Below are 24,947 nucleotides of genomic sequence, written 5' to 3'. Positions count from 1 at the left end.
GCTTCAAGCTTAAAATGATTTTTTGGAAGGGGATTGTGACGGGAGGGGATGGATGGGGGGGGGGGGGGCAAATGCGGCAAAGGGACCGTTAGTTGCGCGACGTGCAAAGGTCGATAGGGGCGGAGAGCGGAAGTTCGCTGCGAGTCGCGCGAAGATCTGCTTTTCGCTACGCATTCTTTGAGCTGAAGCCTGAGTTCCAAGACTAGACAAGGCGTGTATCTGCAAAGAATTCTCCAGGGGGTTCTCCCTAGCGTAACGTCTCTCCCCTTTGCTGCACTCGAACAGCATAGTTGATGCCAAAATGCGTGCAATCCCTCCTCAGAAATGCTGTTCTACCTGTATATGCAGTCAAGGGACGAGTCGCTTTGTCGAAGATCAACAAATCAGATATTTATGAGAAGAACCTGAATTTTTTGGTTGGCTCAGGGGCATCATATGGCTTACTGCCGACCCTTGCCCTAAAAGTTAAGAAGAATGGCTCTGATGAAACACATACGGTTGAGACGCTGGCAACCAAGTACGAGGAAGATCACGACTTCTTAGCGCATCTTTTCTCTTGGTATGTCCAAGAAATTATTCTTCCTGCCGCTGAGTATGATCCCGGCGACGTGTCCATGAACACCGAGCAACAAAACACAGCGATTGATAACTACCGTAAGTTCCTGGAAACGATCCTGAATATTCTCAGCAAGAAGAGTCACAAAAAAAGGGCTAATATCTTCACAACTAACTACGATGGGATGATTGCCCACACGGCGGAGGCACTTCTGCGGCTTGGCTCTTATGACTTCCATCTGAATAATGGAACTGATGGATTTGTAAAGCGCACTTTGAATGCACGAAACTTTGGACGGTATTTTCAGGACCACGGGGTTTTTGATCGTCACTCCAAGAGCGTTCCCCAAATAAACCTGATCGAGCTTCATGGAAGTGTTTATTGGTACAAAGACGGTGAAAAAATTGAGGTTTCCTATGATCTGGATCGTGCAAAGAAGCGAATGTCGAAAGTTCCTTTGAGAGAAGATCAGGACTTTTTCGAATATTTGATGGATGCAACCAAAACGGATGAGGATCTAAATCCTCCTCCAGACATCACGCTTACACAAAACGATGCATTTCAAAATGCGTACAAAGCTCTTCCGATTGTGAACCCAACGAAATGGAAGTTCTACGAAACCGTTTTCGAAGAGCACTATTATCAGATGATGCGGCTGCTGAGCTACGAGCTTGAGAAACCCGACACCGTGTTCATCGCATTTGGGTTCTCATTCGCGGACGAACATATCCTCAACCTAATAAAACGTTCGCTTTCAAACCCCTCCCTTCATATGTACGTCTGCTGCTTCAACGACGATGAGAAGCATTTGATGGAGCAGAAGTTTCTTGGCTTTGCGAATGTTGAGTTAATACGGGTAGACGGGGCTCTCGACTTTACGGCTTTCAACGATGAAGTGTTCACAACGAAGCCAGCGAGTGCGTAACAATGAGCATTCAAATTGGCGAAGTTGTAGCGGTAATGGGCGTCGAAGTTTCTGTCAGAGCCTTCGAGAACTCAAACCATGAGACGCACTTTTTCAATGGCAAGAAGTTCAAAGGAATCTCTATCCGGGAATTTATATCCATTTCGCACGGCTTCCGCGAAATTGTCTGCACCATTGACGGTGAATACTTGGACGAGAAAGATTATGAACTTGAGGCAAACGAAAAATTATTTACTAGAAAGTTAAAGTTAAGACCAATTGGATATTTTGAAGACGATGAATTCAAAGATGGGATCAAGTACCTACCCAAGATCGGCGATATTGCTAGGCTTCTATCAGAGCAACAGGTTGCTAGCGTCTTTGAGAGCAAATCTCATGACGGTTACGTTATCGGAAAGCTCCTAAAAGAAGACTTACCAGTCTCTCTTCCTTGGCAGAAGCTATTCAATACACATATGGGAATCTTCGGCAATACGGGGAGCGGAAAGTCAAACACTCTGACGAAGCTGTTTACGGTGCTTTTCGAAAACAAGCGGGAGAGCATTGGAAATACCAGCAAGTTCGTGTTTCTGGATTTCAACGGTGAATACACCGGCGGACAACTCGTGGGAGCCGAGCAGAAGCAGATTGTCAGGCTGACAACTCGGGACTCAGAAGGCGACCGGTTCACGCTTCTAGATGATGACTTTTGGGATGCGGATACACTCGGCATCCTATTTCAGGCTACCGCCTACACTCAGAAACCTTTTCTTCGTCGCGTTATTTCCGGACGGAGAGCATTCGCGAACATCGAAGACAGCTTATCACGCTACGCACAAGCAACGCTAAAAAGGGTTCTCCGCTCGAACGACCCAAGTGTTGAAGCGTTGGAGCAAATTAAATCACTGGTAAAAAATCTACCAAATGCAACTGAATTGCATAGTTTGCTTGAGCGTGTTGGTTTGAGAAGTGTGGCTGATGCCAATAGTTTTCACGTTGGCTCCCCTCCTACTTGGCGTTTCCTAGCTAACGACGATGATTATTTTCAAGCCACATTTGAACCGCTTATTAGTGCACTGAATTTGACCGATATCTCTGGCTTTTCCGAGTTGCAAGTCCGAGCACGATTGCAAATTGTTCGAGATGTTCTTTCCGGCTCAGCCCAGTATGAGCATATTCAGCCATTGTTGGGGCGTATCGACAGCCTGAAAGATGATTTCTCGAAGGTTGTTGCCGTCGGGCCGAGCGAAAAAGCTAGCGCGCTAGTTACCGTTATTTCATTGCGTGAGTGCAAACAGGACGTAAAGAAGATACTCCCTATTCTCCTTGCAAAGCACTTCTGTGAACAGCACAGAAATGTTGTTGCAAGCCCTCCCGCGACGACGCTTCATCTGGTTATTGATGAAGCACATAACATTCTCTCGCAGCAGTCAAATCGTGAAGCAGAGAGCTGGAAGGACTACCGTCTGGAGCTGTTCGAAGAAATTGTCAAAGAGGGCCGTAAGTTCGGAATATTCCTTACTCTCGCAAGCCAACGACCTGCTGACATCTCCCCTACTATCGTCTCGCAACTGCACAACTATTTCATACATCGATTGGTGAATGACAGGGATCTTGCGCTTTTGGAAAACACGATCTCGACGTTGGATAGCCTTTCGCGAGGGCAAATACCGACGCTACCTCAAGGCGCATGCGTTGTAACAGGAACCAGTTTCGACATTCCGATGCTTATGCAGGTTGACAAGCTTCCGAAAGAGCAAGAACCGGACAGCAGCGATGTAGACCTCGTAGAACTGTGGAGCAGTGATGACGGCTGACTTTCAATTGCTGGAGCCATTCTCGCTGACTGCGGCTTCAGGCTGATATACCTTCCGTTGGATGGGTTCTTTGACAAAGACCCTTTCCTCTTCTCATTCCATTCCCCCAAATTTATCCCCGCCCCCAAAACCTCACCTATAATCCCCCCATCGCCCTTGTCGGGAACCGGGTCCGGAGCCGGGGATCAGGAAGGGCGGCGGCAGCCTCCCCCTTGGGCATCGGTGGTCCAGGGCTTGTGAGGGCCCGCGACAGGCCGGCGGCCGGTTTCAAGACCGGTTGCGGAGAAACCGCTAGGGCGCACCCCGCCCGAGTGATCGACCAACAGTCGGGACAGCGGCCGGACGGGCGGCCCGAGGGTCGCACTACTATCTTAGACGCGCGACGCTTTGGCCGCCCGTCTTCCCAAAGCTGTTCAAACCCCGGCGGCGAAGCCGTGCGGGAGCGGAGGTGTGCCCTCATGGAAAGCCGATCGAGCCGCATCTCCACCCCCGTCATCCCGGAAGCCGAAGGCTATCCGGGACCCATTGGAAGAGCATTCAGGGCGCGGACGGGGTCTCGCTCGGGATGACGTGGAGATTCGGAAGCCGAGCCCACACAGCCCTCATCCTGAGTTTGTCGAAGGGCGAGGGCGGCATGAAGCGCGGCAGCGGCAAGCGTGGTGCATGCCTTCACCCCCGCCCTTCGACAAGCTCAGGATGAGGGTGAAGGCACGGTGATGCGGCGACCGTGGAAAGGCACCTGCGCATGCGCCCCCTTCTCCCCGCGAGCGGGGAGAAGGTGAGGATGAGGGGCGAGCGGTGAAGGTGATCAATGAAATGCAGCCAGAAATATCGTGTGCTGGCGCTCGCCCCTCATCCGCCTGCCGGCACCTTCTCCCCACAGGTGGGGAGAAGGCGGCCTTCATCACCGCCCCACCCTTCTCCCCACCCCCGAATCCCCGTAAAATCGCGGCCATGACCATAGCCCCCCGCACCATCCGCCAGCTCACCGATACCGTGATCAACCAGATCGCCGCCGGCGAGGTGATCGAGCGGCCGGCGAGCGTGGTGAAGGAGCTGGTGGAAAACGCGCTCGATGCGGGCGCGACGCGCATCGAGGTGGCGACAGCCGGCGGCGGGCTGTCGCTGATCCGCGTCACCGACAATGGCGGCGGCATGCCGCCGGAGGAACTGCCGCTCGCCGTCTCGCGCCATTGCACCTCGAAACTCGCCGACGATATTCACGACATTCGCTCGCTCGGCTTTCGCGGCGAGGCGCTGCCCTCCATCGGCTCGGTGGCGCGGCTTTCGCTGCGCTCGCGGCCCGAAGCGGCCGACAGTGCGGCGGAGATTTCCGTTGAGGGCGGGCGCGTCTCGGCCGTGAAGCCCGTCGCCGCCAATCGCGGCACGACGGTGGAGGTGCGCGACCTCTTTTTCGCCACGCCCGCAAGGCTCAAATTCATGAAGAGCGAGCGCGCCGAAACCGCCGCCATCACCGAGGTGGTGAAGCGCATGGCGCTCGCCTTCCCGCATGTGCGCTTCACACTGACGGGCTCCGACCGCAACACGCTGGAGCTGCCCGCCGTGCCCGCCGATGGCGAGGGGCTTCTGCGCCGCATCGCGCAGGTGATGGGCCGCGACTTTGCCGAAAACACGCTGCCCATCGAGGCCGCGCGTGAAGGCGTTTCCCTTTCGGGCCATGCGTCGATCCCCTCCTTTTCGCGCGGCAATGCGATGCTGCAATATTTCTATGTGAATGGCCGGCCCGTGCGCGACAAGCTGCTCACCGGCGCCATTCGCGGCGCCTATATGGATGCGCTGCCGCGCGACCGGCATGCGGTGGCGGCGCTGTTCATCACGCTCGATCCGGCGCTGGTCGATGTCAATGTGCACCCGGCCAAGGCGGACGTGCGCTTTCGCGATCCGGGGCTGGTGCGCGGGCTGATTGTCGGCGCGATCCGCCATGCGCTGGAAATCAGCGGCATGCGCGCCTCCACCTCCGGGGCCGACGCCATGCTCGCCGCCTTCCAGAGGCCGGAGCAGCGGGCAGCGGGCCACGCCGCGCCTCAGCGCTACACGCCGCCACCCCGCCCTGCAAATGGCTGGAGTGCGGCCACCTCCCCCACCCGCCCGCTGGAGATGAGCACGGCACCGGGCTTTGCCGAGCCCGGCCAGGCGGCGTTCGATGTGGGCGCGGCCCTTTCCGCCGATGCACGCGCGGGCGAGATGGAGGCGGCGCCAGAGCTGATGCGCACCCCGCTCGGGGCCGCGCGGGCGCAGGTGCATGAAAATTACATCGTCGCGCAGACGGAGGATTCGCTCGTCATCGTCGACCAGCACGCCGCCCATGAGCGCCTCGTTTATGAGGCGCTGAAAGGGGCGCTGCATGCCCGTCCCCTCCCCGCGCAGATGCTGCTTTTGCCGGAGATCGTCGACATGCCGGAAGAGGATGCCGACCGGCTGTCCGCCCATGCGGCGTTCCTCGCCCGGTTCGGGCTGGGGCTGGAGCGGTTCGGCCCCGGCGCCATCGCCGTGCGCGAAACGCCGTCCATGCTGGGCAAGGTGGATGTGCCGCAGCTGGTGCGCGATCTCGCCGACGAGATCGCCGAGAACGATACCGCCGACACGCTGAAGGAGCGGATCGACCACATCGCCGCCACCATGGCCTGCCATGGCTCGGTGCGCTCGGGGCGGCGGCTCAGGGCCGAAGAGATGAACGCGCTGTTGCGCCAGATGGAGGCGACGCCCGGCTCCGGCACGTGCAATCACGGCCGCCCGACCTATATCGAACTAAAGCTGACCGATATCGAGCGGCTGTTCGGGCGGCGGTGATGCGATGCGCTTGACCTTGGCCTCGAAATATGGCGCAAGGAACCCGATGAGAGGTTTTACCGATGAACCGTTTTGAAGGACCCGGCGCCCGCGAGGCGCGCATTCGCTATCTGGATGGCGATTTTCAGGTCATGACGCCCGGCGCCTTCGTGCGCTGCGCCGTGACCGAACAGCCGATCCAGCTCGACGATCTGAAATACTGGAGCGTCGCGCGGCAGGAAGCCTATGTGAACGCCGAGACCTCGCTCGCCCGCGAGCTGGAAATGCATCCGGAACTCAGGAAGCGCGGATAGAGCATTTTGCAGTCAGGTGGCATCACCTGACGTCCGCACAAATGCGGAAAAACAAGAGACACCTATTTCAGAATGCGCTCGCGCCAAGCCCCGATTGTGCTTTCGATGATGGTCACCGGCATGTCGGGCGCATCGAACTGCGCTTCCACCTGCAGCACACGGCAGTGTTCGGCCAGCGCGGAAAGCGCCTCGCTCCCGCCGCGCAGCCGCACGAGATCCTTCTCGGTGGTGATGAGCTGAAGCTCCCCCTTCTCCGCCGCCGCGATCAGGTCGCGCGCATCGTCATCATCGTAGGGGTGATGATCGGGAAAACTCTTCCCCTCCACCACCGCGCCGCCGGCTTGCGCCACACTGTCGAAGAATTTCTTCGGGTTGCCGATCCCGGCGAAGGCGAGAAACCGCCCGCCCTTGATCGCGCGCACGCCGCGCGGCTTGAGCCTGGCATGAAACACCGGTCGCCCCGCCCGCGAGGCCTTGCGCACCACATGGTCGGCCGCACTCCCTTCGCCCATGGTGAGAAGGGCGTCGGCATAGCGCAGCTGGTCGATCAGCCGCGCTCTCAAAGGCCCGCCGGGAATGACATGGCCATTGCCCAGCCCGCGCCGCGCATCCACCACCATTACCGCATAATCCATGTGCAGCCGCGCGCTCTGGAAGCCATCGTCCATGATGATGAAGTCGCAGCCAAGACCAATCAGCTCGCGCGCGCCCGTCAGGCGGTCGGGGGCGACCAGCGTCGGCGCATGCCGCGCCAGTAGCAGGGGCTCGTCGCCCACATGGCGTGAGAGGTCTTTCTTCGCATCCACCAGATGCGCCGTCGCCATCGAGCCGCCATGCCCGCGGGTGAGAAATCCCGGTTTCCGACCAAGCTTCTTCGCCTGTTTGGCAAGCGCGATGGAAACCGGCGTCTTGCCCTCGCCGCCGACGGTGAAATTGCCGACACACAGGACCGGCACATCCACCTTCGCCCGCTTTGCCGAGGCCATCCGGTATCCGGCCACGAGGCCATAGAGCGCGGACAGCGGCGAAAGGCTCCAGGCCCGCCAGTCCGCCGCCTCCCACCAGAATGGAGGTGCCTCGCTAGCCATGCCCCTCGTCGCCCTCGAGCCTGCTCTTGACGATCAGCGGATGGATATACGGGTCGAGCGCCTGCAGTGTGCGGTTCAGCGCGCCAGACATATCGTCGACTGCAGCGCGCCCCGCCTTGATCATGGTGCGGCGCGCCGAGTAATTGTTGAGAAGGAAGTTCACGCCACCGGCCAGCATCTCGCCGTCGCGCACCAGCCGCGCCCCGCCGGCGTCGATCAACCGGCGATAGGCATCGCGGAAATTCTGCACATTGCAGCCTGAAAGCACCGCCGTGCCCAGACGAGCCGGCTCGATCGGGTTCTGCCCGCCCGACTGCACCAGCGAGCGCCCGACAAAGGCCACTTCAGTCAATCGAAGATAAAGTCCCATCTCGCCGATCGTATCGCCAAGCAGAATGTTGGTCTCCGCAAGGACCGTATCGTTACGGCTGCGCCGCGCCACCTTGAGGCCGCGGGCGGTGAACTCTTCTTCCAGCGCGTCCGCCCTTTCGGGATGACGCGGTACGATGATCGTCAGAAGGTCCGGGTGGCGGGACTTCAGCTTTTCATGCACATCGGCGGCGATCGTCTCTTCGCCTTCATGGGTGGAGACGGCAGCCCAGGTTTCCCGGTCGCCAATCTGCTCTTCAAGCGTGGCAAGCGCTTCCTTCTCCACCGGTGGCGCATGGGTGTCGACCTTGAGATTGCCCGAAACGGTGACCGGTCTCGCCCCCAGTGTGCGGAAGCGCTCGCCATCCACCTCGGACTGCGCCACCACATGGGCAAGGTTTTCGAAAAGCGCCTCGGCCAGATAGGCCCGCTTCTTCCAGCGTTCGAAGGAGCGGTCGGAAAGCCGGCCGTTGACGAGCACCTGCGGCACTCGCCGCGCACCGAGCTCGAGAATGGTCATCGGCCAGATCTCAGACTCGGCCATGATGGCCAGATCCGGCTGCCAGTGATTGAGAAACCGGCTGACGGCCGGCTTCAGGTCGAGCGGCACATATTGGTGGATCACGCCCTCGCCAAGGCGTTCTTCTGCCACCTGGGCAGAGGTCACGGTTCCGGTGGTCAGAACAATGTTGATCCCATAGCCCAAAAGATGCTCGATCAGGCCGATCACGGCCATGGTTTCGCCCACGCTGGCCGCATGCATCCAGATCAACGGGCCGTCCGGGCGCGGATGGCCGGCGCGTCCATAGCGCTCGTGCCGGCGGACGCGGTCCTCCTTGCCCTTTCCGGCGCGCCAGACGATGTAGCCACCAATCATGGGGAAGGCTGCTGCACCCACCCAGCGATAGGTTGTGAGGATGGCGCGCGCCCAGCGTTCACTCATGGTTCACTGACCGTCGACCAGGGAGTAGGCCTGCCGCGTCGCCTCATTGAGCGAGTTGGTAACCTCACGGCGCTTCTCTTCCATTGTCGCCTCGTCCGCATCGGACGTGACATAGATGGGTTCGCCCAGGATGACCGCGCTTCGGCCAAAAGGCAGGTTGATCGTGGTCTTGTCCCAGGTCCGTTCCAGCACCTTGCGGCGGCTGGTGGCAATGGCAACAGGAACGATGGGGCGACCGGAAATGCGCGCCAGAGTGACGATGCCAAGTCCGGCTTCGCGCGGCGTGCCATGCGGAATGTCGGCGATCATCGCAACATTGCAGCCACGATCGATGGTTTTTTTCAGCATGATCAGCGCCTTCGCACCGCCTTTGCGGACGTCGCGCTCCCCCTTGCGGCCACCGGAGCCGCGAACGGTTTCAAAACCGAGTTTTTCCGCCACGAGCGCGTTCAGTTCCGCATCGGCGCTGCGGGAAAACATGGCCACGATTTTGTGCCGGCGGGGATTGATGGCCGGTCCCAGAATGTGCTGGCCGTGCCAGAGAGCGGCAATTGCCGGCGAATGGGCGTCGATTGCCGCCTGCAGGTCGTGCGATCCCTCGACACGCGGATTGGTGCGGTCGATCAGGCGAATGGCGCCCGCCATGAGCGTTGCCAGCGCCTGTTTCACAAAGCGCGACTTCGCCAGCGGCTTGCGAATACGACGCCACAGCTCCTTCAAAGGGCGCGGGCCGGTCTTCTTCCGATTGGCGGTCATGGCAGGGGAAGGCGCACTCGCCTTGTTTTCCATATGCAGTTCCTTGCTATCCCCAGGGGCTATCCCCGGCTCTCATCGGACGCAGGGTCCAGCAGGCGGTGAAGGTGAACGATGAAATAACGCATATGCGCGTTGTCAACGGTCTCCTGCGCCTTGGCGCGCCACGCCTTTTCCGCGGATTTGTAATCCGGATAGATCCCGACGATATCGACCCCGTCGAGATCGCGGAATGTTACGCCGGTCAGCGACGTCAACTCGCCGCCGAAGACCAGATGCAGAAGCTGGGAGTTCTCTTTTTTCTCGGACATGTTCGAGCCCATTTGCAGACGAATGTGGCAATAAGCAAATCGCTAACCGCCCGTGTAGAGGAATTCCTGAGATTTTGGAACCGCAAACCCGCTCATTCACCGATTGAGAGCGTTTGCGTCATGGCCTGCAGGAGTGAGCCACTGCCGGCAGCCAGTGCGCCCTTCTTGAGATCAGGCCCCGCATAGGAGGGCGTGTTTCCACTGGCGTCCCTGATCACGCCTCCCGCCTCGCGGAGGATCACGTCGGCAGCCGCCAGGTCCCAGTCATGCGCGTTGGGTTTGACGAAAGTGGCGTCAAGCGCCCCGCTCGCGACCATGGCGATGCGAAAGGCAAGTGACGGCACATAGCCGTAAGCCCTGGTTTTTTGCAGAATTTTGGAAGGCAATTCAGAAACCATCGCCTTGGGACCGGCAACAACAAACGCATCGCCTTCCGGTTTTACCGCCAGGCGCTCCCCGTTGCGGAATGCGCCTCCGCCCCTCAATGCATGATAGGTTTCAGAAAGCTCCGGGCATTCGAGAACGCCCACAATGCTCTCTCCGCGATGCACCACACCGATGCTGACACACCAGATAGGCCGCCCGGCAATAAACGCGCGTGTTCCATCGATGGGATCGACGACAAACACCCGCTCACGGGCCAGTTCCTGATCTTCCAGTGCCGTTTCTTCCGACAGCCAGCCATAATCGGGGCGCGCTGCAAGGAGTTCTTTCCTCAAAAAGCGGTCGACCGCATAGTCAGCCTCGCTGACCGGCGAAACACCGCCTTTCCACCAGACCTCGGGATCACGACGGAAGTATTTGAGCGCGATGGCTCCCGCCTCGCGCGCCACATCCGCGATCAATTCGAGATCGGCTTCAGGTGCCGCCTTCTGCGGTTCACTTTCCGGCAAGCGTCATGCCTTCCACAAGCAGGGTCGGAGCGGCCGTTCCAAAATTGCGGTCGATGTCACTGGCCGGTGTCATGTTGAGGAACATATCCTTCAGGTTCGAGGCTATGGTCACTTCCGAGACCGGATAAGTGATCTCGCCATTCTCGATCCAGAAACCCGCCGCACCGCGGCTGTATTCACCGGTCACGAGATTTACGCCCTGACCGAACACTTCGGTGACGTAGAAGCCCGAGCTGATACCCTTGATCAGCCCTTCCGGCGTTTGCGTGCCGGGTTCAAGCGCCAGATTGGTGGAGGACGGATTGACAGACGAGGCGCCGCGCGTCCCTCGTCCATTGGTGCCCGAAAGACCGAGCTGACGGGCGACCGAGGTCGACAGGAACCAGTGTTTCAGGAAACCGTCCTCGATCATGACAAGCCGTTGGCCGGCAACGCCCTCGCCATCGAAAGGCCGTGAGGAAGGCCCCCGCCTGCGCTGGGGGTCGTCCGTCACCGTTATGCCGGCAGCCGCAACCTTTTTCCCCATCATGTCGCGCAGGAAGCTCGACTTGCGCGCAACCGATGCGCCATTGATCGCCGAAGCCAGGTGGCCGGCAATCCCGCGCGCCACGCGCGGGTCGTAGACGACCGGGTAGCGGCCGGTGTCCACCTTGCGGGGGTTGAGCCGCCGGACGGCCCGTTCACCGGCGCTGCGACCGATCTCTTCAGGTGCGTCGAGATCGACGAAATGCAGGCGTGAGGAGAAATCGTAATCACGTTCCATTCCGGTGCCTTCGCCGGCCAGAACGCTCACGGACCGGGAAAAGCGTGTCGCTTCATAGGCACCGATAAACCCTTCCGATGTCGCAAGCACCAGACCGCCCGAACCTGCATTCGCCCCACTGCCCGATGAATTGGTAACGCCGGACACATCGAGCGCCGCAGCTTCGGCGGCGAGCGCATCCTCCTTAAGGCGCTCGGCGGAGACCTCGGTTGTGTCAAAAAGATCGAGATCGGCAATGGCATGCGCGAGCATATCCGGCTCGGCCAGCCCCTGATACGGGTCCTCCGGCGAAGCCTTCGCCATCGCGACGGCGCGTTCGGCCAACGGGGCCGGATCGGCATTCGCAGGGGCCGAGACACTGGCGACCCGCCTGCCAACGAACACGCGCAACGACATGTCATCGCTTTCGGACGCTTCCGTGCCTTCCACTTTGCCTAGCCGGACCGACACGCTTCTCGAGCGTGCGCGCACCACCACCGCATCGGACGCATCGGCACCAGCCTTCTTCGCAGCCTCCACAAGGGCAACGACCCGATCGGTCAGTTGCTGCTTTTCATTCTGATCTGTCATCGTAGTCCTGGCTGGAAATTGGTCGCGCATGGGAAACACCGGTCTGTTCCATTTATGATTCGCAGCGCACATGTGCAATGGTAAGCTGAGATTCCCCGGATACGCCCCGAGATACGCTGGAGACCCGATGGCCGTCGAAGCTGCTGCTGCCCCGCTCTACTACGAACCTCTGCTGCTCCTGGGCGGTGCAGTGATCGCCGCGCCCCTGTTCGCCCGCATCGGTCTTGGCACGATCCTCGGCTACCTCGCCGCAGGCATCGCCATCGGCCCGGTTCTCCTGCTCATATCGGACGGAGAGGAACTGCTCCACGTGGCAGAGCTCGGCGTGGTGCTGCTATTGTTCATCATCGGTCTTGAGCTGAAGCCGGCGCGCCTTTGGGCGATGCGGCGCAGCATATTCGGCATGGGGCTGATCCAGGTGACCGTGACCGGTGTCGTCCTCGCCATGATCACGCTGCTTCTGACGGATCTTTCCTATGGCGCCGCTTTCGTGGTCGGCTTTGGTCTTGCCCTGTCATCCACCGCATTCTCGGTACAAACGCTGGAATCGCAGGGGGCGCTCAACAGCCGGTATGGGCAGACATCCTTCTCCATCCTGTTGTTTCAGGATCTCGCAATCGCCCCTCTCCTGGCACTGGTTCCGCTGCTTTCGCCCGGTGGCGAGGGGGCCGAAGCCATCAGCCTCGAACGGTTTGCGCTCGCCATTGCCAGCGTGATCGCGCTGATTGTTGCCGGGCGCTATCTGCTCAATCCGCTCTTTCGCGTCATTGCCAACACCGGTGCGAAGGAAGTGATGATCGCCGCAGCGCTTCTGGTGGTGCTCGGCTCCGCAACGGTGATGCAGATGGCCGGGCTCTCGATGGCGCTGGGGGCATTCATCGCCGGTGTCCTGCTCGCAGAATCCTCTTTCCGGCATGAGCTGGAAGCCGATATCGAACCCTTTCGCGGCATTCTTCTTGGCCTGTTCTTCATGGCCATCGGTCTTTCGCTCGACCTGCGCATCGTGCTGGAAAACTGGCTGTCGATCCTGATCGCCGTGCCCATCCTGATGCTGGTGAAGGCCGTTATTCTTTACGGTATCAGCCGTGTCTTCGGCTGTGAGCACAACGGCGCCGTTCGCGTTGCAGCCCTGCTGCCACAGGGCGGTGAGTTCGGTTTCGTGCTGTTCACGGCCGCCGCCTCGGCTTTCATTTTCCCGCAGTCTACTGCATCCCTGCTAATCGCCATCGTCACCGTTTCCATGGCGCTGACGCCGCTTTCCGTGCGGCTTGGCGAAATGCTCATCCGCACGGAACCGGCAGAAGAGATGGACGAGGATTTCGAGGGTGCGGGTGCCGATGTGATGATGATCGGCTTTTCCCGTTTCGGGCAGATGGTTTCGCAGGTGCTGCTTTCGGGCGGAACCGAGGTGACCATCATCGATCATTCAGCCGACCGGGTGCGGGCTGCCGAGCGTTTCGGGTTTCGCATCTATTTCGGCGACGGCCGGCGCATGGAAGTGCTGGAAGCAGCGGGCATCCGCAACACGAAGATCGTGGCTGTCTGCACCAACGGCGCAACCGCGACGGATCAGATCGTCAATCTGATCCGCGACGAGTACCCGCATGTGCGGCTTTACGTGCGCTCGTACGACCGGGCCCACACGCTCTCGCTGCGCGACCGCGACGTGGAGTATGAGATACGCGAAACCGTGGAATCAGCTCTCATTTTCGGCGGCAGGACCCTGCAGGCGCTGGGGACCAGCGAAGAGATCGCCAGCGAAATCGTCGAGGATGTGCGCCGGCGCGATGAGGAACGGCTGGCGATCCAGTCCGTCGAAGGCATTTATGCCGGAAACGACAAGATGCGCGTGCGTCCGGTCACGCCCGAACCGCTGATCAAGCCGAAGCGCGAAAGCCAGCGGATCGATCAGGACGAAGAACCCGTTGGCTAATGCATGTCGCTTTCAAATGAATTCATTTGAAAGACAACGAACATGCATTATTTCAAAGTGTTACAGCGTCCTTTGCGCGCCTTATAAGACGCGCGGCGCTGTAGGGCATTTTGCAGTCAGGTGGAATCACCTGACGTCCGCACAAATGCGGAGAAACACACAGATAGAGCGGAGCGGCGTTCCGTGAAACGGTGAACCGCTCTATCTGATATTACGCGCGGGCTTTTTCGAAATCGGCGACGGCAGCGTCGATGGCGCGTTTCAGTTCTTCGCGAATGGCTTCGGTTTCGGCGAGAATCGCGTCGATTTTCATGAAATCGAGCACGCGAAAGCGCGAAACGGCCGGGCGAATGAGAATATCCGGGCGCCCGTGTTCCAGCTTCATGGCGATGATCGACTGCATCATCAGCTGGCTTGCGCCGAACATGAGCTCGATGGAGGTCGGAGGCTTGCCGCCCGTGTCGTTCGGTGCGCCCACGACGTCGACGGCAATCAGAATGTCGGCACGCCCCTCGACCAGATCGAAAGGCACGGGATTGTAGATTCCGCCGTCGATCAAAGTGCGCCCGGCCCGCTCCACGGGACGGAACACAGCCGGGATCGCCGCCGACGCGGCGAGCGCTTCCGCAAGGGCTCCGCTTTCAAGCACCGCTAGCTCGTGGCGGAAATAGTCGGTGGCGGTGACACGCAGCGGAATTTTCAGTTCTTCGAAGGTCCGCGGCACACCCGCCGGCAGGAATGCGCTGATGATGCGTTCCGCGTTGAACTGGCCAACGCGAAAGCCGCCTTCCATCATTTCGGCGAAATTTCCGGGCCGCGCTTTCCACAGGCGGCTGGCGACCTCGGTGCGGCTGCCCAGAATGGCGCGCGCATGGGCGTGGATGTCCTTGCCGCTGATGCCGGCGGCAAAGCCCGCGCCCATGAGCGCACCGATGGAGGAGCCGGCGATGACGGTCGGCGTGATGCCCAGCTCATCGAGCGTTTCGATGATGTGGATGTGCGACAGGCCGCGCGCGCCACCACCGCCGAGCGCAAGCGCGAAGCTTGGTCCGCCGGCTGGCGCCCTGCCTTTCGTCTCGTCGTTCGCCAACGCCGTTTCCATCCGTCAGCCTCCGTTCTGGGCCTGCTCCGCAGGGCCGACCACCAGCAGCGCGGGTTCCTGTGAAAGAAGACGCTTTGCGGCTTCCTTCACATCGTCCAGCGTGACGGCATTGATAAGATCGGCGCGGCGCCCGAGATAATCAATCCCCAGATCGTCCTGCTGCAACCCGACCAGCGTGCGGGCGATGGCAGTGGAGGAATCCAGATTGTTGATCGCATAGGAGCCGATGACGTAGGTCTTGGCCGCTTCCAGTTCCTGCTCCGTCGGGCCCTCGTCGCGCAGGCCGGCGATCACATCCTCGATGACCGAAAGCGTTTCACCGGCCCGTTCGGCGCTGGTGGCCGTCTGGATGGCGAGCGACTGGGCATGGTCGCGGCTGTGAAGATAGGACGACGCGCCATAGGCAAGGCCGCGCTTCTCGCGCACCTCGTTGAAAAGACGCGAGGAAAACACGCCGCCGCCGAGTATCTGGTTGAGCAGATAGGCGGAGAAGAACTCCGGATCGTCGCGTTCCACGCCGGGATAGACGAGCTGCAGCGTGGCCTGCGGCAGGGGGTATTCGACGCGGATTTCCTGGCCGAGCTTCGGCGCGATGTCGGCGACGGGCTGAAGCCCGGCCTCCTCCGGCAGACCGCCGAACACCGTGTCGAGAACACCGGCAAGACGCCCGGCATCGATCGCGCCCACAACGCCGATGGTCAGGTTCGAGCGGGCAAAGACGCGGGCATGGAAGGCCTTCAGGTCTTCCGGTGAAATGCTGGCCAGGCTTTCAAGCGTGCCCTCGTCGGGATGGGCGTAAGGATGGTCACCATAGAGCGCCTCGGAGAGTTTTAGAAAACCCTGCTTGCGCGGATCGCGTTCGTCCGAGCGAATGCCGACGGCAATCTGGCTGCGGATACGCTCGACCGGGTCGGCATCGAAGCGCGGGCTGGTGATGGCAAGCCGCACCAGGTCGAGAACCTCGTCGCTGTTTTCGGCAAGCATCCGCACCTGCCCGGATATCTCGTCGGAGTTGGTGCGAAACGACATTTCCGCGCCCAGTTCCTCCAGCTTCAGCTGAAACGCATCGGAATCGAGATCGCCCGCGCCTTCGTCGAACAGGCCGGTCATGAGATTGGCGATACCCTCCTTGCCTTCCGGGTCCTGCGCGGAGCCACCCTTGAAGGAGAACTGGAAGGTGATGATCGGCAGCGAGTGATCCTCGACCAGCCAGGCTTCGATGCCTTTCTGCGAGGTCACATCCTGTATCTGCACCGCCGCCTTTGCGGGCACGACGACGAGGATCAGGGCGAGCAGCGCCCCCGCGTTCAGGAAACTGCGCATAAAAACACCTGGATGAAAATTCAGTCTCTGTCTCACGAGCGGTCTCCCTCTTGCGGAAGGAGGTAGCCCTTCACGGCATGATCCATGTCGAGATAGCGTCTGGCGGCGGCCTGAACGGCCTCGACGGTCACGGCGTCAAGCCGCTCCGGCAGGCCGGTTATGTCCTCAACCTTGCCGCCCGTCGCCAGGACGGCGCCGAAAAGGTTGGCACTGCGCACCTGGCTGTCGCGCATGAAAATCTGGTCCCGCAGGATTTTTGTGCGCGCGGTCTCCAGTTCCTCCGGGGTAATGCCTTCGTTCCTGATTTTGTCGATCTGGGCCACAAGCGCGGCCTCGACCGTTTCAAGATCGGCACCGCCGCGCGGCTCGCCGTAAACGACGAGGGCGGAATAATCATACGCCGCACCCTGCAGATAGCTGCCGGCGCTGGACGCGATCCCCTGCTTGACGACGAGATCCTGGTAGAGCCGGCTGCGCAGCCCCTCGCCCAGAACCTCGGACAGGATGGCGAGCGCCTCGAATTCACCCTTCGCGGCCCTGCGCGCGGAAGGCACATACCAGTTGATCGACAGGTTGGGCACGGTGACGCGCGGATCGCGGAATGTGACATCGCGCGTGGTCTTCTGGTCAGGCTCCATCGGGCGGGCGCGTGGCGGCAGATCGGGTCCGCGGGCGATCTTGCCGTAGGTCTCTTCGGCCATCGCGCGCACCGCATCGGCGTTCACGTCGCCGGCAACCACCAGAACGGCATTGTTGGGCGTGTAAAACCGGTCGTAGAAGCTCTTGAGGTCGTCGTGCGTAAGCCCCTCGATCTCCTGCTGCCAGCCAATGACTGGAATGCCATAGGGGTGATTCTGGTAGAGCGTGGCATTGAGCTCCTCCGAGAGAATGGAGGATGGCACATTGTCGGTACGCTGGCGCCGCTCCTCAAGCACCACCTGGCGCTCGGTCTCGATGTTCTCTTCCGAAAGCACCAGATTGCGCATCCGGTCGGCCTCGAAGCGCATCATGTCCGGCAGTTCGGACGGTGCGATCTGCTGGTAATAGGCCGTGTAGTCATAGGAGGTGAAAGCGTTCTCACTGCCGCCCACCGCTGCAATTGCCGCAGAGAACTCGCCCGATGGATAGGTGCTCGTGCCCTTGAACATCAGGTGCTCAAAGAAATGGGCGATGCCCGATTTTCCCGGCTCCTCATCGGCGCTGCCCACCTTGTACCAGAGCATGTGCGTGGCAACAGGCGCCCGGTGATCCGGGATGACGACAACGTCAAGGCCGTTTTCTAGGGTGAAGCTGGAAACGGCAGTGTCATCCTCGGCTTCCTGCGCGGTGGCTATGGACGGCGCTGCGACTGCAACGATGAAGGCGAACGCCGCGCTCAGAGCGACATTCGCTATGGAATTTCTCATGGACAAGCCCTGTACGGTTTGTGGTGCGCCCGCGCACAATGCCACGGGCTCATGACAAGGCAAAGCTATCGGCGCAAAAGTGACGAAACTCAGGCGCGCTCGGCAAAGGTTGCGCAGGAGGTACCGTATTCACGCCGTTCAATGAGCCGAAAACCTTCCGGCGGCTGGAACGGTGAGCCTGCCGCTTCCTCGACCATGACCAGCGCGCCGGGTGCAAGCCAGCCACCGGCCAGCGCGGCAGCGAGCGCCTTTTCGCCAAAGCCCCTGCCATAGGGCGGGTCGGCCAGAACGACATCAAACGGCTGTATCGTCCCCACCTCGCCGATCCGCGTCGCATCGCGGCGGAAAATCTTGGCGCGCCCCTGAAGGCCGAAATTCTCCACATTGGTGCGGATCAGCGCGCGGGCGGCAGCCGCCTCCTCGATAAAGAGCGCAAACGCGGAACCGCGCGAAAGCGCCTCGAGCCCGAGCGCGCCCGTGCCGGCGAAGAGATCCAGCACGCGCGCGTTTTCCAGCCGGCCGGCATGGCGGTGCTCGAAAATGTTGAACAGCGCCTGGCGGGTGCGGTCCGTCGTCGGCCGGATCGCGTCCGACTTCGGCGCCGCCAGCGTGCGGCCGCGAAACTCCCCGCCCACAATGCGCATGGGTCAGCCTTCCCCACCGGGTTTGCCGGGCTTGCGGCCGCCGGGACGTCCCTTGCCGGGGCGCGATCCGCCACCCGGCTTGCCCGAGAACCTGCCTGCCGGCTTTCCGGAGGGCTTGCCGCCGGGCTTGCCGAAACGCCTCTCCTCTCCGGGCTTTCCGCCAGGTTTTCCGCCTGGCTTGCCACCCTTCGAGAAACGGGGCCTGTCACCGGAAGCCGGGCGGTCGTCGCGCGAACGGAAGGGCCTGCCTTCCCGCGTCTCGCCGGCGGGGTTTTCGCTTTTCGAAAAACGGGGCCTGTCGCCACCGCGCGCGCGGTCGCCCCGCTCCGGACGATCCTTGTCGAATGGCTTGTCCCCGCGTGAACGGAACGGCTTGTCGCCACGTGCCGGAGCGGGCCCTTCCCGGCGCGGCTTGCGCGGCTTCTGCGCCCGCTCGTCGGCCTCCGCCTCGGCTGCGGCCTGTTTGCGCTTTCCCTGCGGGCGCGCACCGGGCGCCATCCACACATGGCTGCCGCGGTTCTGGCGCGGTCCGCGCTCCTCTTCACGACGACCGGGACGTGAAGTCTGGAGCCGGTCGCGCGCGGCCTCGCGTTTTTCCTCGCGGTCGCGCTTGCGGTTTTTCACAAAGGTCTTGCCACCCTCACGCTCGCGGCCACCCTGCTTCTCCTCCGCGTCGCCGTCGCGCGGCTTGCGCTCGGCGCGAACCGGCTTGTTGGAGAACGGATTGACGATGGGTGCGTCGAAATTCGCACCCGCCTTCTCGATCAGGCGTTCGCCAAGCTGATCGCGCAGGGTGCGGCCCTTGACCTCCTGCACCTCACCCTCGCCCAGCGTGCCAAGCTGGAAGGGACCGTAGGAAATGCGGATCAGGCGCGTGACCTCGAGCCCCAGCGCGCCGAGCACGTTCTTGACCTCGCGGTTCTTGCCTTCGCGCAGGCCGAGCGTCAGCCACGCATTGCTGCCCTGCTCGCGGTCGAGCGTGGCCTCGATTGCGCCATAGAAAACGCCATCCACGGCGATACCGTCCTTGAGGCCTTCAAGAGCTGTCGCATCGACCTTGCCATGCACGCGCACGCGATAGCGGCGCAGCCAGCCGGTTTCCGGCAGTTCCAGCGCGCGCGCCAGCCCGCCATCATTGGTCAGGACGATCAGACCTTCCGTGTTGATGTCGAGACGACCGACCGTGATCAGGCGCGGCAGACCTTCCGGCAGCGCGTCGAAAATGGTCTTGCGGCCTTCCGGATCGCGGTTGGTGGTGACCACGCCACCGGGCTTGTGGAAGAGAAAGAGCCGCGTGCGCTCAACCGCCGGCAGCGGTTCTCCGTCCACCAGAATGCGGTCGGAAGCGCTCACATTGAAGGCCGGAGAATCAAGAACCCTGCCGTTGACCGTGACGCGGCCGGCCTCGATCATCGCTTCGGCATCGCGGCGTGAGGCAACGCCCGCGCGCGCCAGACGCTTGGCAATGCGCTCGCCACCAGCCTTGTCGGCCTCCTTCGGGGTCGCGTCCCTGCCCCTGTCCGGCTTGCCCGGTTTCTTTTCCCGCTTGGTGTCGTTGGGTCGGTCTTTGGTCATGATGGCCTTTTGCCCTGGGATTCCGTCTTGCGCCCCATGCGCCGGAACCACTCCAGTGTTTTAATCAGAGATCGGACTGCAGGAAAATCGATTCCGAATTCGCACCCGATGCTATAGAGGCGGCTATAGCATTTTGCAGTCAGGTGGAATCACCTGACGGGCGCATAAATGCTGAAAATAGCAAGATTGAGCACCCTTCCGGGCGCTTGGCGCTCTAGGTATCAATTCGCACCGCCAGTTGCGAGCAAAAAGATTGATGAGACCGACGAAAGCGAACTACACCAGCTTCATGGATGCAGCACTCGAAGAAGCACACCTTGCCGCAGAACGTGGCGAGGTGCCGGTCGGTGCAGTGATCGTGCATGAAGGCAGGGTGATCGCGCGCGCGGGAAACCGCACCCGCGAATGCAACGATCCGACCGCCCACGCGGAAATCGTCGCTATCCGCGCGGCCTGCGATCTTCTGGGTTCGGAACGGCTGGTCGACGCCGATCTCTACGTCACGCTTGAACCGTGCGCGATGTGCGCCGCCGCGATCTCATTTGCCCGCATTCGCCGTCTCTATTTCGGAGCCGGCGACGAGAAAGGCGGAGCGGTGACCAATGGCGCGCGCTTCTACTCACAGCCGACATGCCATCACGCACCGGATGTCTATCCCGGTATTGGCGAGGCGGAAGCCGCTGCATTGCTGAGGCGCTTTTTCAGGCAGCAGCGCTAAAAAGAAAAGCGGGCGCACGGCCCGCTTTTATGGGAATTTCTATCAGGAGCCCCAGGGCCACAGACGGCGCAGGTCGAAACCGCCGCCATCCTTCTGCGCGGCACGTTTTGCGGCGCGGGCCTTCTTGGCCTCATCCTCGCCGAGCTCGCCGGTGGGTGCGCTGTCGGCGGGCTGACGATAGTTGACCGGCGGCTCGCTCAGATAGCGGCGGGTGGTCGGGCTTCCCTGTGCGGTGGCAGCGCGGCGCTTGAAGTATTCTTCGCGCTGCTTCTTGGCCATTTCCGGGTTCACAAAGCCATCCTCATTACGCGCATTGACACCAATGTCGCGCTCGATGGGAGACTTGTAGAACGGATTGTCCTGATTCTCGGTCGCTTCCGCGCGAATGCGTGCGAGGCGCTCTTCAGGCGATTCGGGCCAGGCGGGGTTGCCGGCGGAGGCAACGTCTTCCTGCGGCGGCGGCAGAACCTCGGTCGAAGAAGGCATGACAATGCCCGCGCGCGGCTTGTATTCTACGCGTTGCCTGTCCTTCGGGCCAAGCGATAGAACGCCGGTGACATCTTCGAGCAATTGCTGATCGGCAGGCTTGTCGGTTCCGTAAGTCGGTGCACCGATGCAACCGGACAAAAGAACGGCCGAGAGGCACAAAGTGCCCGAAGCCGCAACCATGCGCGCGGAACGCCGCGACGTTGTGGTTTCCGTTCTCTTCACTGCCACCTCTCTCCCAGAACGCTGCCGGCAAGGCAATGCATTCTGCTTGTCGTCCCGTTGTACCAGACCGTCGGGAAACTCAAATCACGCATGTCGCGCACGAATCCGGCGACAACGTGGCATCCTTAACCCGGCGGCATTTGTAGCGAAGGAGGCGGCGGGAAGCAATCGGCCGTGCCGAAGCTTCCCCCACCAACCGTTCAAAGGCGGCCGAGCGCCTGGAGTTCATGCAGCGCTGCCGCATCGCGTGCCGACACATCCGGAAATTCCGGATCGGAGCCCACATCGTCCGTGTAGCGCCAGGAACGCGCGCATTTCTCGCCCGTCGCTCGCGCAAAAACGACGCCGACACCCGGCACCTCGTCCAGCGCGAAGGCACCGGCAGGCGGTGCCTCATGGCGAATGTCGATGCCGGAGGTGATGCAGATTTCGGCCATGTCGCGGTCGGCGATCGCCTTTTGCAGCTCCTCATCGTTCACATAGACGACCGGGGCCGCCTCCAGCGAGGAGCCGATGGTCTTTTCCTTGCGCTCGATCTCCAGCGCGCCGGTGACGACACGGCGGACCTGACGGATTTTCCGCCACTTCTCGGCAAGCGCTGCATCGCGCCATTCCTGCGGCACGGCGGGGAACTGCTCCAGATGCACCGAGCGCGCTTCGGGATGACGCTCAAGCCATGCCTCTTCCATGGTGAAGGGCAGCATGGGCGCAAGCCAGGTCACGACGCAGTCGAACAGGGTGCGGACCACCTGGAGCGAAGCCTTGCGGCGCGTGCTCGACGGCGCATCGCAGTAAAGCGCATCCTTGCGGACATCGAAATAGAAGGCCGAAAGCTCGACCACCATGAAATCGAGCAGCGAGCGGATGATGCGCTTGAAGTCGAAATTGTCATAGCCCTTGCGCACCAGCTCATCGAGCTCGGCCAGACGATGGAGCATCAAGCGCTCCAGCTCCGGCATCTCGGCCAGCGGCACATCCTCGCCCGTGTCATGGGCCAGCGTGCCGAGCATCCAGCGGATGGTGTTTCTGAGCTTGCGATAGGCATCGACATTGGTCTGGATGATCGCCTTGCCGAGACGCTGGTCTTCCCAGTAATCGGTGGTGGCGACCCACAGGCGCAGAATGTCGGCGCCCGACTGGTTCATGATGTCCTGCGGAAAGGTCTGGTTGCCGAGCGATTTCGACATCTTGCGGCCGTCTTCCGCCATGGTGAAACCATGGGTGATGACGGTGTCGTAAGGCGCCCTGCCCCGCGTCGCACAGCTTTCCAGCAGGGAAGAGTGGAACCAGCCGCGATGCTGGTCGGAGCCTTCCAGATACACATCGGCGGGCCATTTCATGTCCGGCCGGTCTTCCAGCGTAAAGGTGTGGGTGGAGCCGGAATCGAACCAGACATCGAGAATGTCCATGACCTGCTGCCACGGCTCGCCGGCACGCTCGCCCAGAAAACGCTCACGCGCGCCTTCGGCAAACCATGCATCCGCGCCCTCGGCCTCGAAGGCGTCGAGAATGCGCTGGTTGACGGCCTCGTCCTGAAGCACATTGCCGTCTTCATCGGCAAAAACACAGATCGGCACGCCCCAGGCCCGCTGGCGGGAAAGCACCCAATCGGGCCGGTCGGCGATCATGGCGCGCAGACGTGCCTGACCCGCAGAAGGCACGAAGCGGGTCTCGTCGATGGCCTTGAGCGCACGGCTACGCAGTGTGTCGGGTTGGTTTGCGCTCACGGCCGTACGCTCGCTAGGCGAGCTGGCCTCCGCGTGGGCGGGCGAAACATCGCCCGGCGTCCGGTCGGACGCTCGGCCTTCTACCGGAAGGCCGTAGCCGCCAAGATCCTTGTCCATATAGACGAACCATTGCGGCGTGTTGCGGAAGATGACCGGCTTTTTCGACCGCCACGAATGCGGATAGGAGTGTTTCAGGCGGCCACGCGCGAAAAGCATGTTGCGCGCGATCAGCGCCTCGATCACGGCCTTGTTGGCGTCGCCTTTCTTGCCCTTGTCGTCGATGACGCGCGCCGCGCCGCCTTCGCGGTCGGGACCGAAGCCCGGCGCATCCTTGGTGAAATAGCCCGCGTCGTCCACGGTGAAGGGGATGGCCGGATCGATGCCGCGTGCCGCAAGATCGCGGGCCGCATCCATCCAGGCGTCAAAATCCTCGCGGCCATGGCCGGGAGCGGTGTGGACGAAGCCGGTACCGGCATCGTCTGTGACATGATCGCCGGCAAGCAGCGGCACGGTGAAATCATACCCGCCGCCGAGGCCCTTGAGGGGGTGGGCGCATTCGAGGTTGGAAAGCATCTCTGCGGACACATCGCGCAGACGCTTGTATTCAAGCTTTGCCTTGGCGAAAGACTCTTCCGCCAGCGCATCGGCGAAGATCAGCTTCTCACCCGCCTGCGGGCCAAAATCGTTTTCCGCTGCCGTAACCTCGAAGAGGCCATACGAGATGCGCGGCGAATAGGCGACAGCCCGGTTGCCCGGGATCGTCCAGGGCGTAGTGGTCCAGATAACCACGTTGGCCTTGAGCATATCAGAGATAGCGGCCTCGCCTTCCGCTCCTCCAATGCCTTCGGCACCGACGACCGGAAACTTCACCCAGATCATGTCGCTTTCGACATCCTGGTATTCCACTTCCGCCTCGGCGAGTGCGGTGCGCTCCACCACGGACCACATCACCGGCTTGGAGCCGCGGTAGAGCTGGCCGGACATGGCGAATTTCAACAGCTCGCCGGCGATCCGCGCCTCGGCGTGGAAGTTCATCGTCGTATAAGGGTTCTTGAAGTCGCCCTCGATGCCCAGACGCAGAAACTCTTCCGACTGGACCTTGATCCAGTGGCTGGCGAACTCGCGGCATTCCTGACGGAACTCGTTGACCGGAACCTCATCCTTGTTCTTGCCTTTGGCGCGGTACTGTTCCTCGATCTTCCATTCGATCGGCAGGCCATGGCAGTCCCAGCCGGGCACATAGTTGGAATCATAGCCGCGCATCTGGAAGGAGCGCGTGATGATGTCCTTCAAAACCTTGTTCAGCGCATGACCGATATGGATGTTGCCATTGGCATAGGGCGGGCCGTCATGCAGCACGAATTTTTCGCGCCCCGCCGCGTCCTCGCGCAGGAGGCGGTAAAGATCCATCTCCTGCCAGCGGGCGACGATCTCGGGCTCCTTCTTCGGGAGGCCGGCGCGCATGGGAAACTCGGTCTGCGGCAGGTTGAGGGTCTTGGAATAGTCGATCTTTTCGGACGTATCGGTCATTTTATCGCCGTGAGGTGGGCAAAGCGTCGGAGGGCTTCGCCATAGCCATTATGGAAAATCGGAAAATGCGCGTTTGACGCGCGGCAGAACCCGGACCTTCCGCAGCACTCAGGCCGCACGGAAGGCCGGGCCAATAATTCGTATGGCAATCGGTATGAAACCGGCGCGTGTCATCATGGGAAGGGCTTTTAGCCGACGCTGCGCCAA

19 protein-coding genes are annotated in these 24,947 nt (G+C 61.2%); 6 read left to right on the top strand and 13 right to left on the bottom strand.

Annotated elements, in window-relative coordinates; genetic code table 11:
- Window positions 1–365 precede the first annotated feature (365 nt).
- From KUG85_RS08860 to KUG85_RS08845, 4 genes are all read left to right on the top strand, one after another.
- Window positions 366–1,481 carry an SIR2 family protein gene (locus tag KUG85_RS08860; protein WP_223004913.1) on the top strand — a complete coding sequence of 372 codons (1,116 nt, stop codon included), beginning with the start codon at window positions 366–368 and terminating at the stop codon, window positions 1,479–1,481.
- A gap of 2 nt (window positions 1,482–1,483) precedes the next feature.
- Window positions 1,484–3,277, top strand: a complete 1,794-nt coding sequence (locus KUG85_RS08855) for an ATP-binding protein (RefSeq protein WP_223004912.1) — start codon at window positions 1,484–1,486, stop codon at window positions 3,275–3,277.
- Between the two features lie 954 nt (window positions 3,278–4,231).
- On the top strand, window positions 4,232–6,088 hold the full coding sequence (mutL, locus tag KUG85_RS08850) for a DNA mismatch repair endonuclease MutL (RefSeq protein ID WP_223004911.1): 1,857 nt from the start codon (window positions 4,232–4,234) through the stop codon (window positions 6,086–6,088).
- A gap of 62 nt (window positions 6,089–6,150) precedes the next feature.
- Window positions 6,151–6,381: a DUF2093 domain-containing protein gene (locus KUG85_RS08845; protein WP_223004910.1), complete on the top strand. Its 231-nt coding sequence runs from the start codon at window positions 6,151–6,153 to the stop codon at window positions 6,379–6,381.
- A gap of 62 nt (window positions 6,382–6,443) precedes the next feature.
- Here the strand turns inward: KUG85_RS08845 and lpxK are convergent, their stop codons facing one another.
- The 6 genes from lpxK to KUG85_RS08815 all read right to left on the bottom strand — a co-directional run bounded on the left by lpxK (window position 6,444) and on the right by KUG85_RS08815 (window position 12,071).
- On the bottom strand, window positions 6,444–7,469 hold the full coding sequence (gene lpxK / locus KUG85_RS08840; RefSeq protein ID WP_223004909.1) for a tetraacyldisaccharide 4'-kinase: 1,026 nt from the start codon (window positions 7,467–7,469) through the stop codon (window positions 6,444–6,446).
- Window positions 7,462–8,781 carry a lipid IV(A) 3-deoxy-D-manno-octulosonic acid transferase gene (gene waaA / locus KUG85_RS08835; protein WP_223004908.1) on the bottom strand — a complete coding sequence of 440 codons (1,320 nt, stop codon included), beginning with the start codon at window positions 8,779–8,781 and terminating at the stop codon, window positions 7,462–7,464. Before waaA ends, lpxK begins: the two co-directional genes overlap by 8 nt.
- A gap of 3 nt (window positions 8,782–8,784) precedes the next feature.
- Window positions 8,785–9,570, bottom strand: a complete 786-nt coding sequence (locus KUG85_RS08830; RefSeq protein ID WP_007010080.1) for a lysophospholipid acyltransferase family protein — start codon at window positions 9,568–9,570, stop codon at window positions 8,785–8,787.
- A gap of 26 nt (window positions 9,571–9,596) precedes the next feature.
- The gene (locus tag KUG85_RS08825) at window positions 9,597–9,845 is read right to left on the bottom strand and encodes a DUF4170 domain-containing protein (RefSeq protein WP_223004907.1); all 249 of its coding nucleotides are present in this window, start codon (window positions 9,843–9,845) and stop codon (window positions 9,597–9,599) included.
- 92 nt (window positions 9,846–9,937) lie between these two features.
- On the bottom strand, window positions 9,938–10,738 hold the full coding sequence (locus KUG85_RS08820) for a 3'(2'),5'-bisphosphate nucleotidase CysQ (protein ID WP_223004906.1): 801 nt from the start codon (window positions 10,736–10,738) through the stop codon (window positions 9,938–9,940).
- Complete coding sequence (locus KUG85_RS08815) at window positions 10,725–12,071, bottom strand: TldD/PmbA family protein (RefSeq protein WP_065816273.1); 1,347 nt, start codon at window positions 12,069–12,071, stop codon at window positions 10,725–10,727. Before KUG85_RS08815 ends, KUG85_RS08820 begins: the two co-directional genes overlap by 14 nt.
- Before the next feature lie 127 nt (window positions 12,072–12,198).
- Here KUG85_RS08815 and KUG85_RS08810 point away from each other — a divergent pair, with 127 nt between their 5' ends.
- Window positions 12,199–14,004 (top strand): monovalent cation:proton antiporter-2 (CPA2) family protein, encoded by a 1,806-nt coding sequence (locus tag KUG85_RS08810; protein WP_065816274.1) that lies wholly within the window; start codon window positions 12,199–12,201, stop codon window positions 14,002–14,004.
- 211 nt (window positions 14,005–14,215) lie between these two features.
- Here the strand turns inward: KUG85_RS08810 and KUG85_RS08805 are convergent, their stop codons facing one another.
- The 5 genes from KUG85_RS08805 to KUG85_RS08785 all read right to left on the bottom strand — a co-directional run bounded on the left by KUG85_RS08805 (window position 14,216) and on the right by KUG85_RS08785 (window position 20,054).
- Window positions 14,216–15,106: a patatin-like phospholipase family protein gene (locus KUG85_RS08805; RefSeq protein WP_223004905.1), complete on the bottom strand. Its 891-nt coding sequence runs from the start codon at window positions 15,104–15,106 to the stop codon at window positions 14,216–14,218.
- A 3-nt stretch (window positions 15,107–15,109) separates the two neighbouring features.
- Window positions 15,110–16,465, bottom strand: a complete 1,356-nt coding sequence (locus tag KUG85_RS08800) for a M16 family metallopeptidase (RefSeq protein WP_255606316.1) — start codon at window positions 16,463–16,465, stop codon at window positions 15,110–15,112.
- The gene (locus KUG85_RS08795) at window positions 16,462–17,835 is read right to left on the bottom strand and encodes a M16 family metallopeptidase (RefSeq protein WP_223004904.1); all 1,374 of its coding nucleotides are present in this window, start codon (window positions 17,833–17,835) and stop codon (window positions 16,462–16,464) included. Before KUG85_RS08795 ends, KUG85_RS08800 begins: the two co-directional genes overlap by 4 nt.
- An 89-nt stretch (window positions 17,836–17,924) precedes the next feature.
- Window positions 17,925–18,479 (bottom strand): 16S rRNA (guanine(966)-N(2))-methyltransferase RsmD, encoded by a 555-nt coding sequence (gene rsmD, locus KUG85_RS08790; protein ID WP_065816278.1) that lies wholly within the window; start codon window positions 18,477–18,479, stop codon window positions 17,925–17,927.
- 3 nt (window positions 18,480–18,482) lie between these two features.
- Window positions 18,483–20,054, bottom strand: coding sequence for a pseudouridine synthase (locus tag KUG85_RS08785; RefSeq protein ID WP_223004903.1), 1,572 nt, complete (start codon window positions 20,052–20,054; stop codon window positions 18,483–18,485).
- 256 nt (window positions 20,055–20,310) lie between these two features.
- Here KUG85_RS08785 and KUG85_RS08780 point away from each other — a divergent pair, with 256 nt between their 5' ends.
- Complete coding sequence (locus tag KUG85_RS08780; protein WP_065816280.1) at window positions 20,311–20,772, top strand: nucleoside deaminase; 462 nt, start codon at window positions 20,311–20,313, stop codon at window positions 20,770–20,772.
- Window positions 20,773–20,814: 42 nt separating this feature from the next.
- Here KUG85_RS08780 and KUG85_RS08775 read toward each other — a convergent pair whose 3' ends face one another.
- On the bottom strand, window positions 20,815–21,483 hold the full coding sequence (locus KUG85_RS08775) for a hypothetical protein (protein WP_083212944.1): 669 nt from the start codon (window positions 21,481–21,483) through the stop codon (window positions 20,815–20,817).
- 200 nt (window positions 21,484–21,683) lie between these two features.
- A complete protein-coding gene (gene ileS, locus KUG85_RS08770) occupies window positions 21,684–24,740 on the bottom strand; it encodes an isoleucine--tRNA ligase (RefSeq protein ID WP_223004902.1) in 3,057 nt (1,018 codons plus the stop codon).
- Window positions 24,741–24,947 lie beyond the last annotated feature (207 nt).

It is taken from the genome of Nitratireductor rhodophyticola (assembly GCF_019891355.1).
Classification (GTDB): Bacteria; Pseudomonadota; Alphaproteobacteria; order Rhizobiales; family Rhizobiaceae; genus Nitratireductor; species Nitratireductor rhodophyticola.
This window is presented reverse-complemented; position numbering and strand designations above follow the sequence as displayed.

Bases quoted from the DNA above. Each gene is read 5' to 3' on its own strand.
- KUG85_RS08855 (WP_223004912.1), top strand. From the start codon at position 1,484: ATGAGCATTCAAATTGGCGAAGTTGTAGCGGTAATGGGCGTCGAAGTT.
- mutL (WP_223004911.1), top strand. From the start codon at position 4,232: ATGACCATAGCCCCCCGCACCATCCGCCAGCTCACCGATACCGTGATC.
- KUG85_RS08845 (WP_223004910.1), top strand. From the start codon at position 6,151: ATGAACCGTTTTGAAGGACCCGGCGCCCGCGAGGCGCGCATTCGCTAT.
- lpxK (WP_223004909.1), bottom strand. From the start codon at position 7,469: ATGGCTAGCGAGGCACCTCCATTCTGGTGGGAGGCGGCGGACTGGCGG.
- waaA (WP_223004908.1), bottom strand. From the start codon at position 8,781: ATGAGTGAACGCTGGGCGCGCGCCATCCTCACAACCTATCGCTGGGTG.
- KUG85_RS08830 (WP_007010080.1), bottom strand. From the start codon at position 9,570: ATGGAAAACAAGGCGAGTGCGCCTTCCCCTGCCATGACCGCCAATCGG.
- KUG85_RS08825 (WP_223004907.1), bottom strand. From the start codon at position 9,845: ATGTCCGAGAAAAAAGAGAACTCCCAGCTTCTGCATCTGGTCTTCGGC.
- KUG85_RS08815 (WP_065816273.1), bottom strand. From the start codon at position 12,071: ATGACAGATCAGAATGAAAAGCAGCAACTGACCGATCGGGTCGTTGCC.
- KUG85_RS08810 (WP_065816274.1), top strand. From the start codon at position 12,199: ATGGCCGTCGAAGCTGCTGCTGCCCCGCTCTACTACGAACCTCTGCTG.
- KUG85_RS08805 (WP_223004905.1), bottom strand. From the start codon at position 15,106: ATGGAAACGGCGTTGGCGAACGACGAGACGAAAGGCAGGGCGCCAGCC.
- KUG85_RS08795 (WP_223004904.1), bottom strand. From the start codon at position 17,835: ATGAGAAATTCCATAGCGAATGTCGCTCTGAGCGCGGCGTTCGCCTTC.
- rsmD (WP_065816278.1), bottom strand. From the start codon at position 18,479: ATGCGCATTGTGGGCGGGGAGTTTCGCGGCCGCACGCTGGCGGCGCCG.
- KUG85_RS08785 (WP_223004903.1), bottom strand. From the start codon at position 20,054: ATGACCAAAGACCGACCCAACGACACCAAGCGGGAAAAGAAACCGGGC.
- KUG85_RS08780 (WP_065816280.1), top strand. From the start codon at position 20,311: ATGAGACCGACGAAAGCGAACTACACCAGCTTCATGGATGCAGCACTC.
- ileS (WP_223004902.1), bottom strand. From the start codon at position 24,740: ATGACCGATACGTCCGAAAAGATCGACTATTCCAAGACCCTCAACCTG.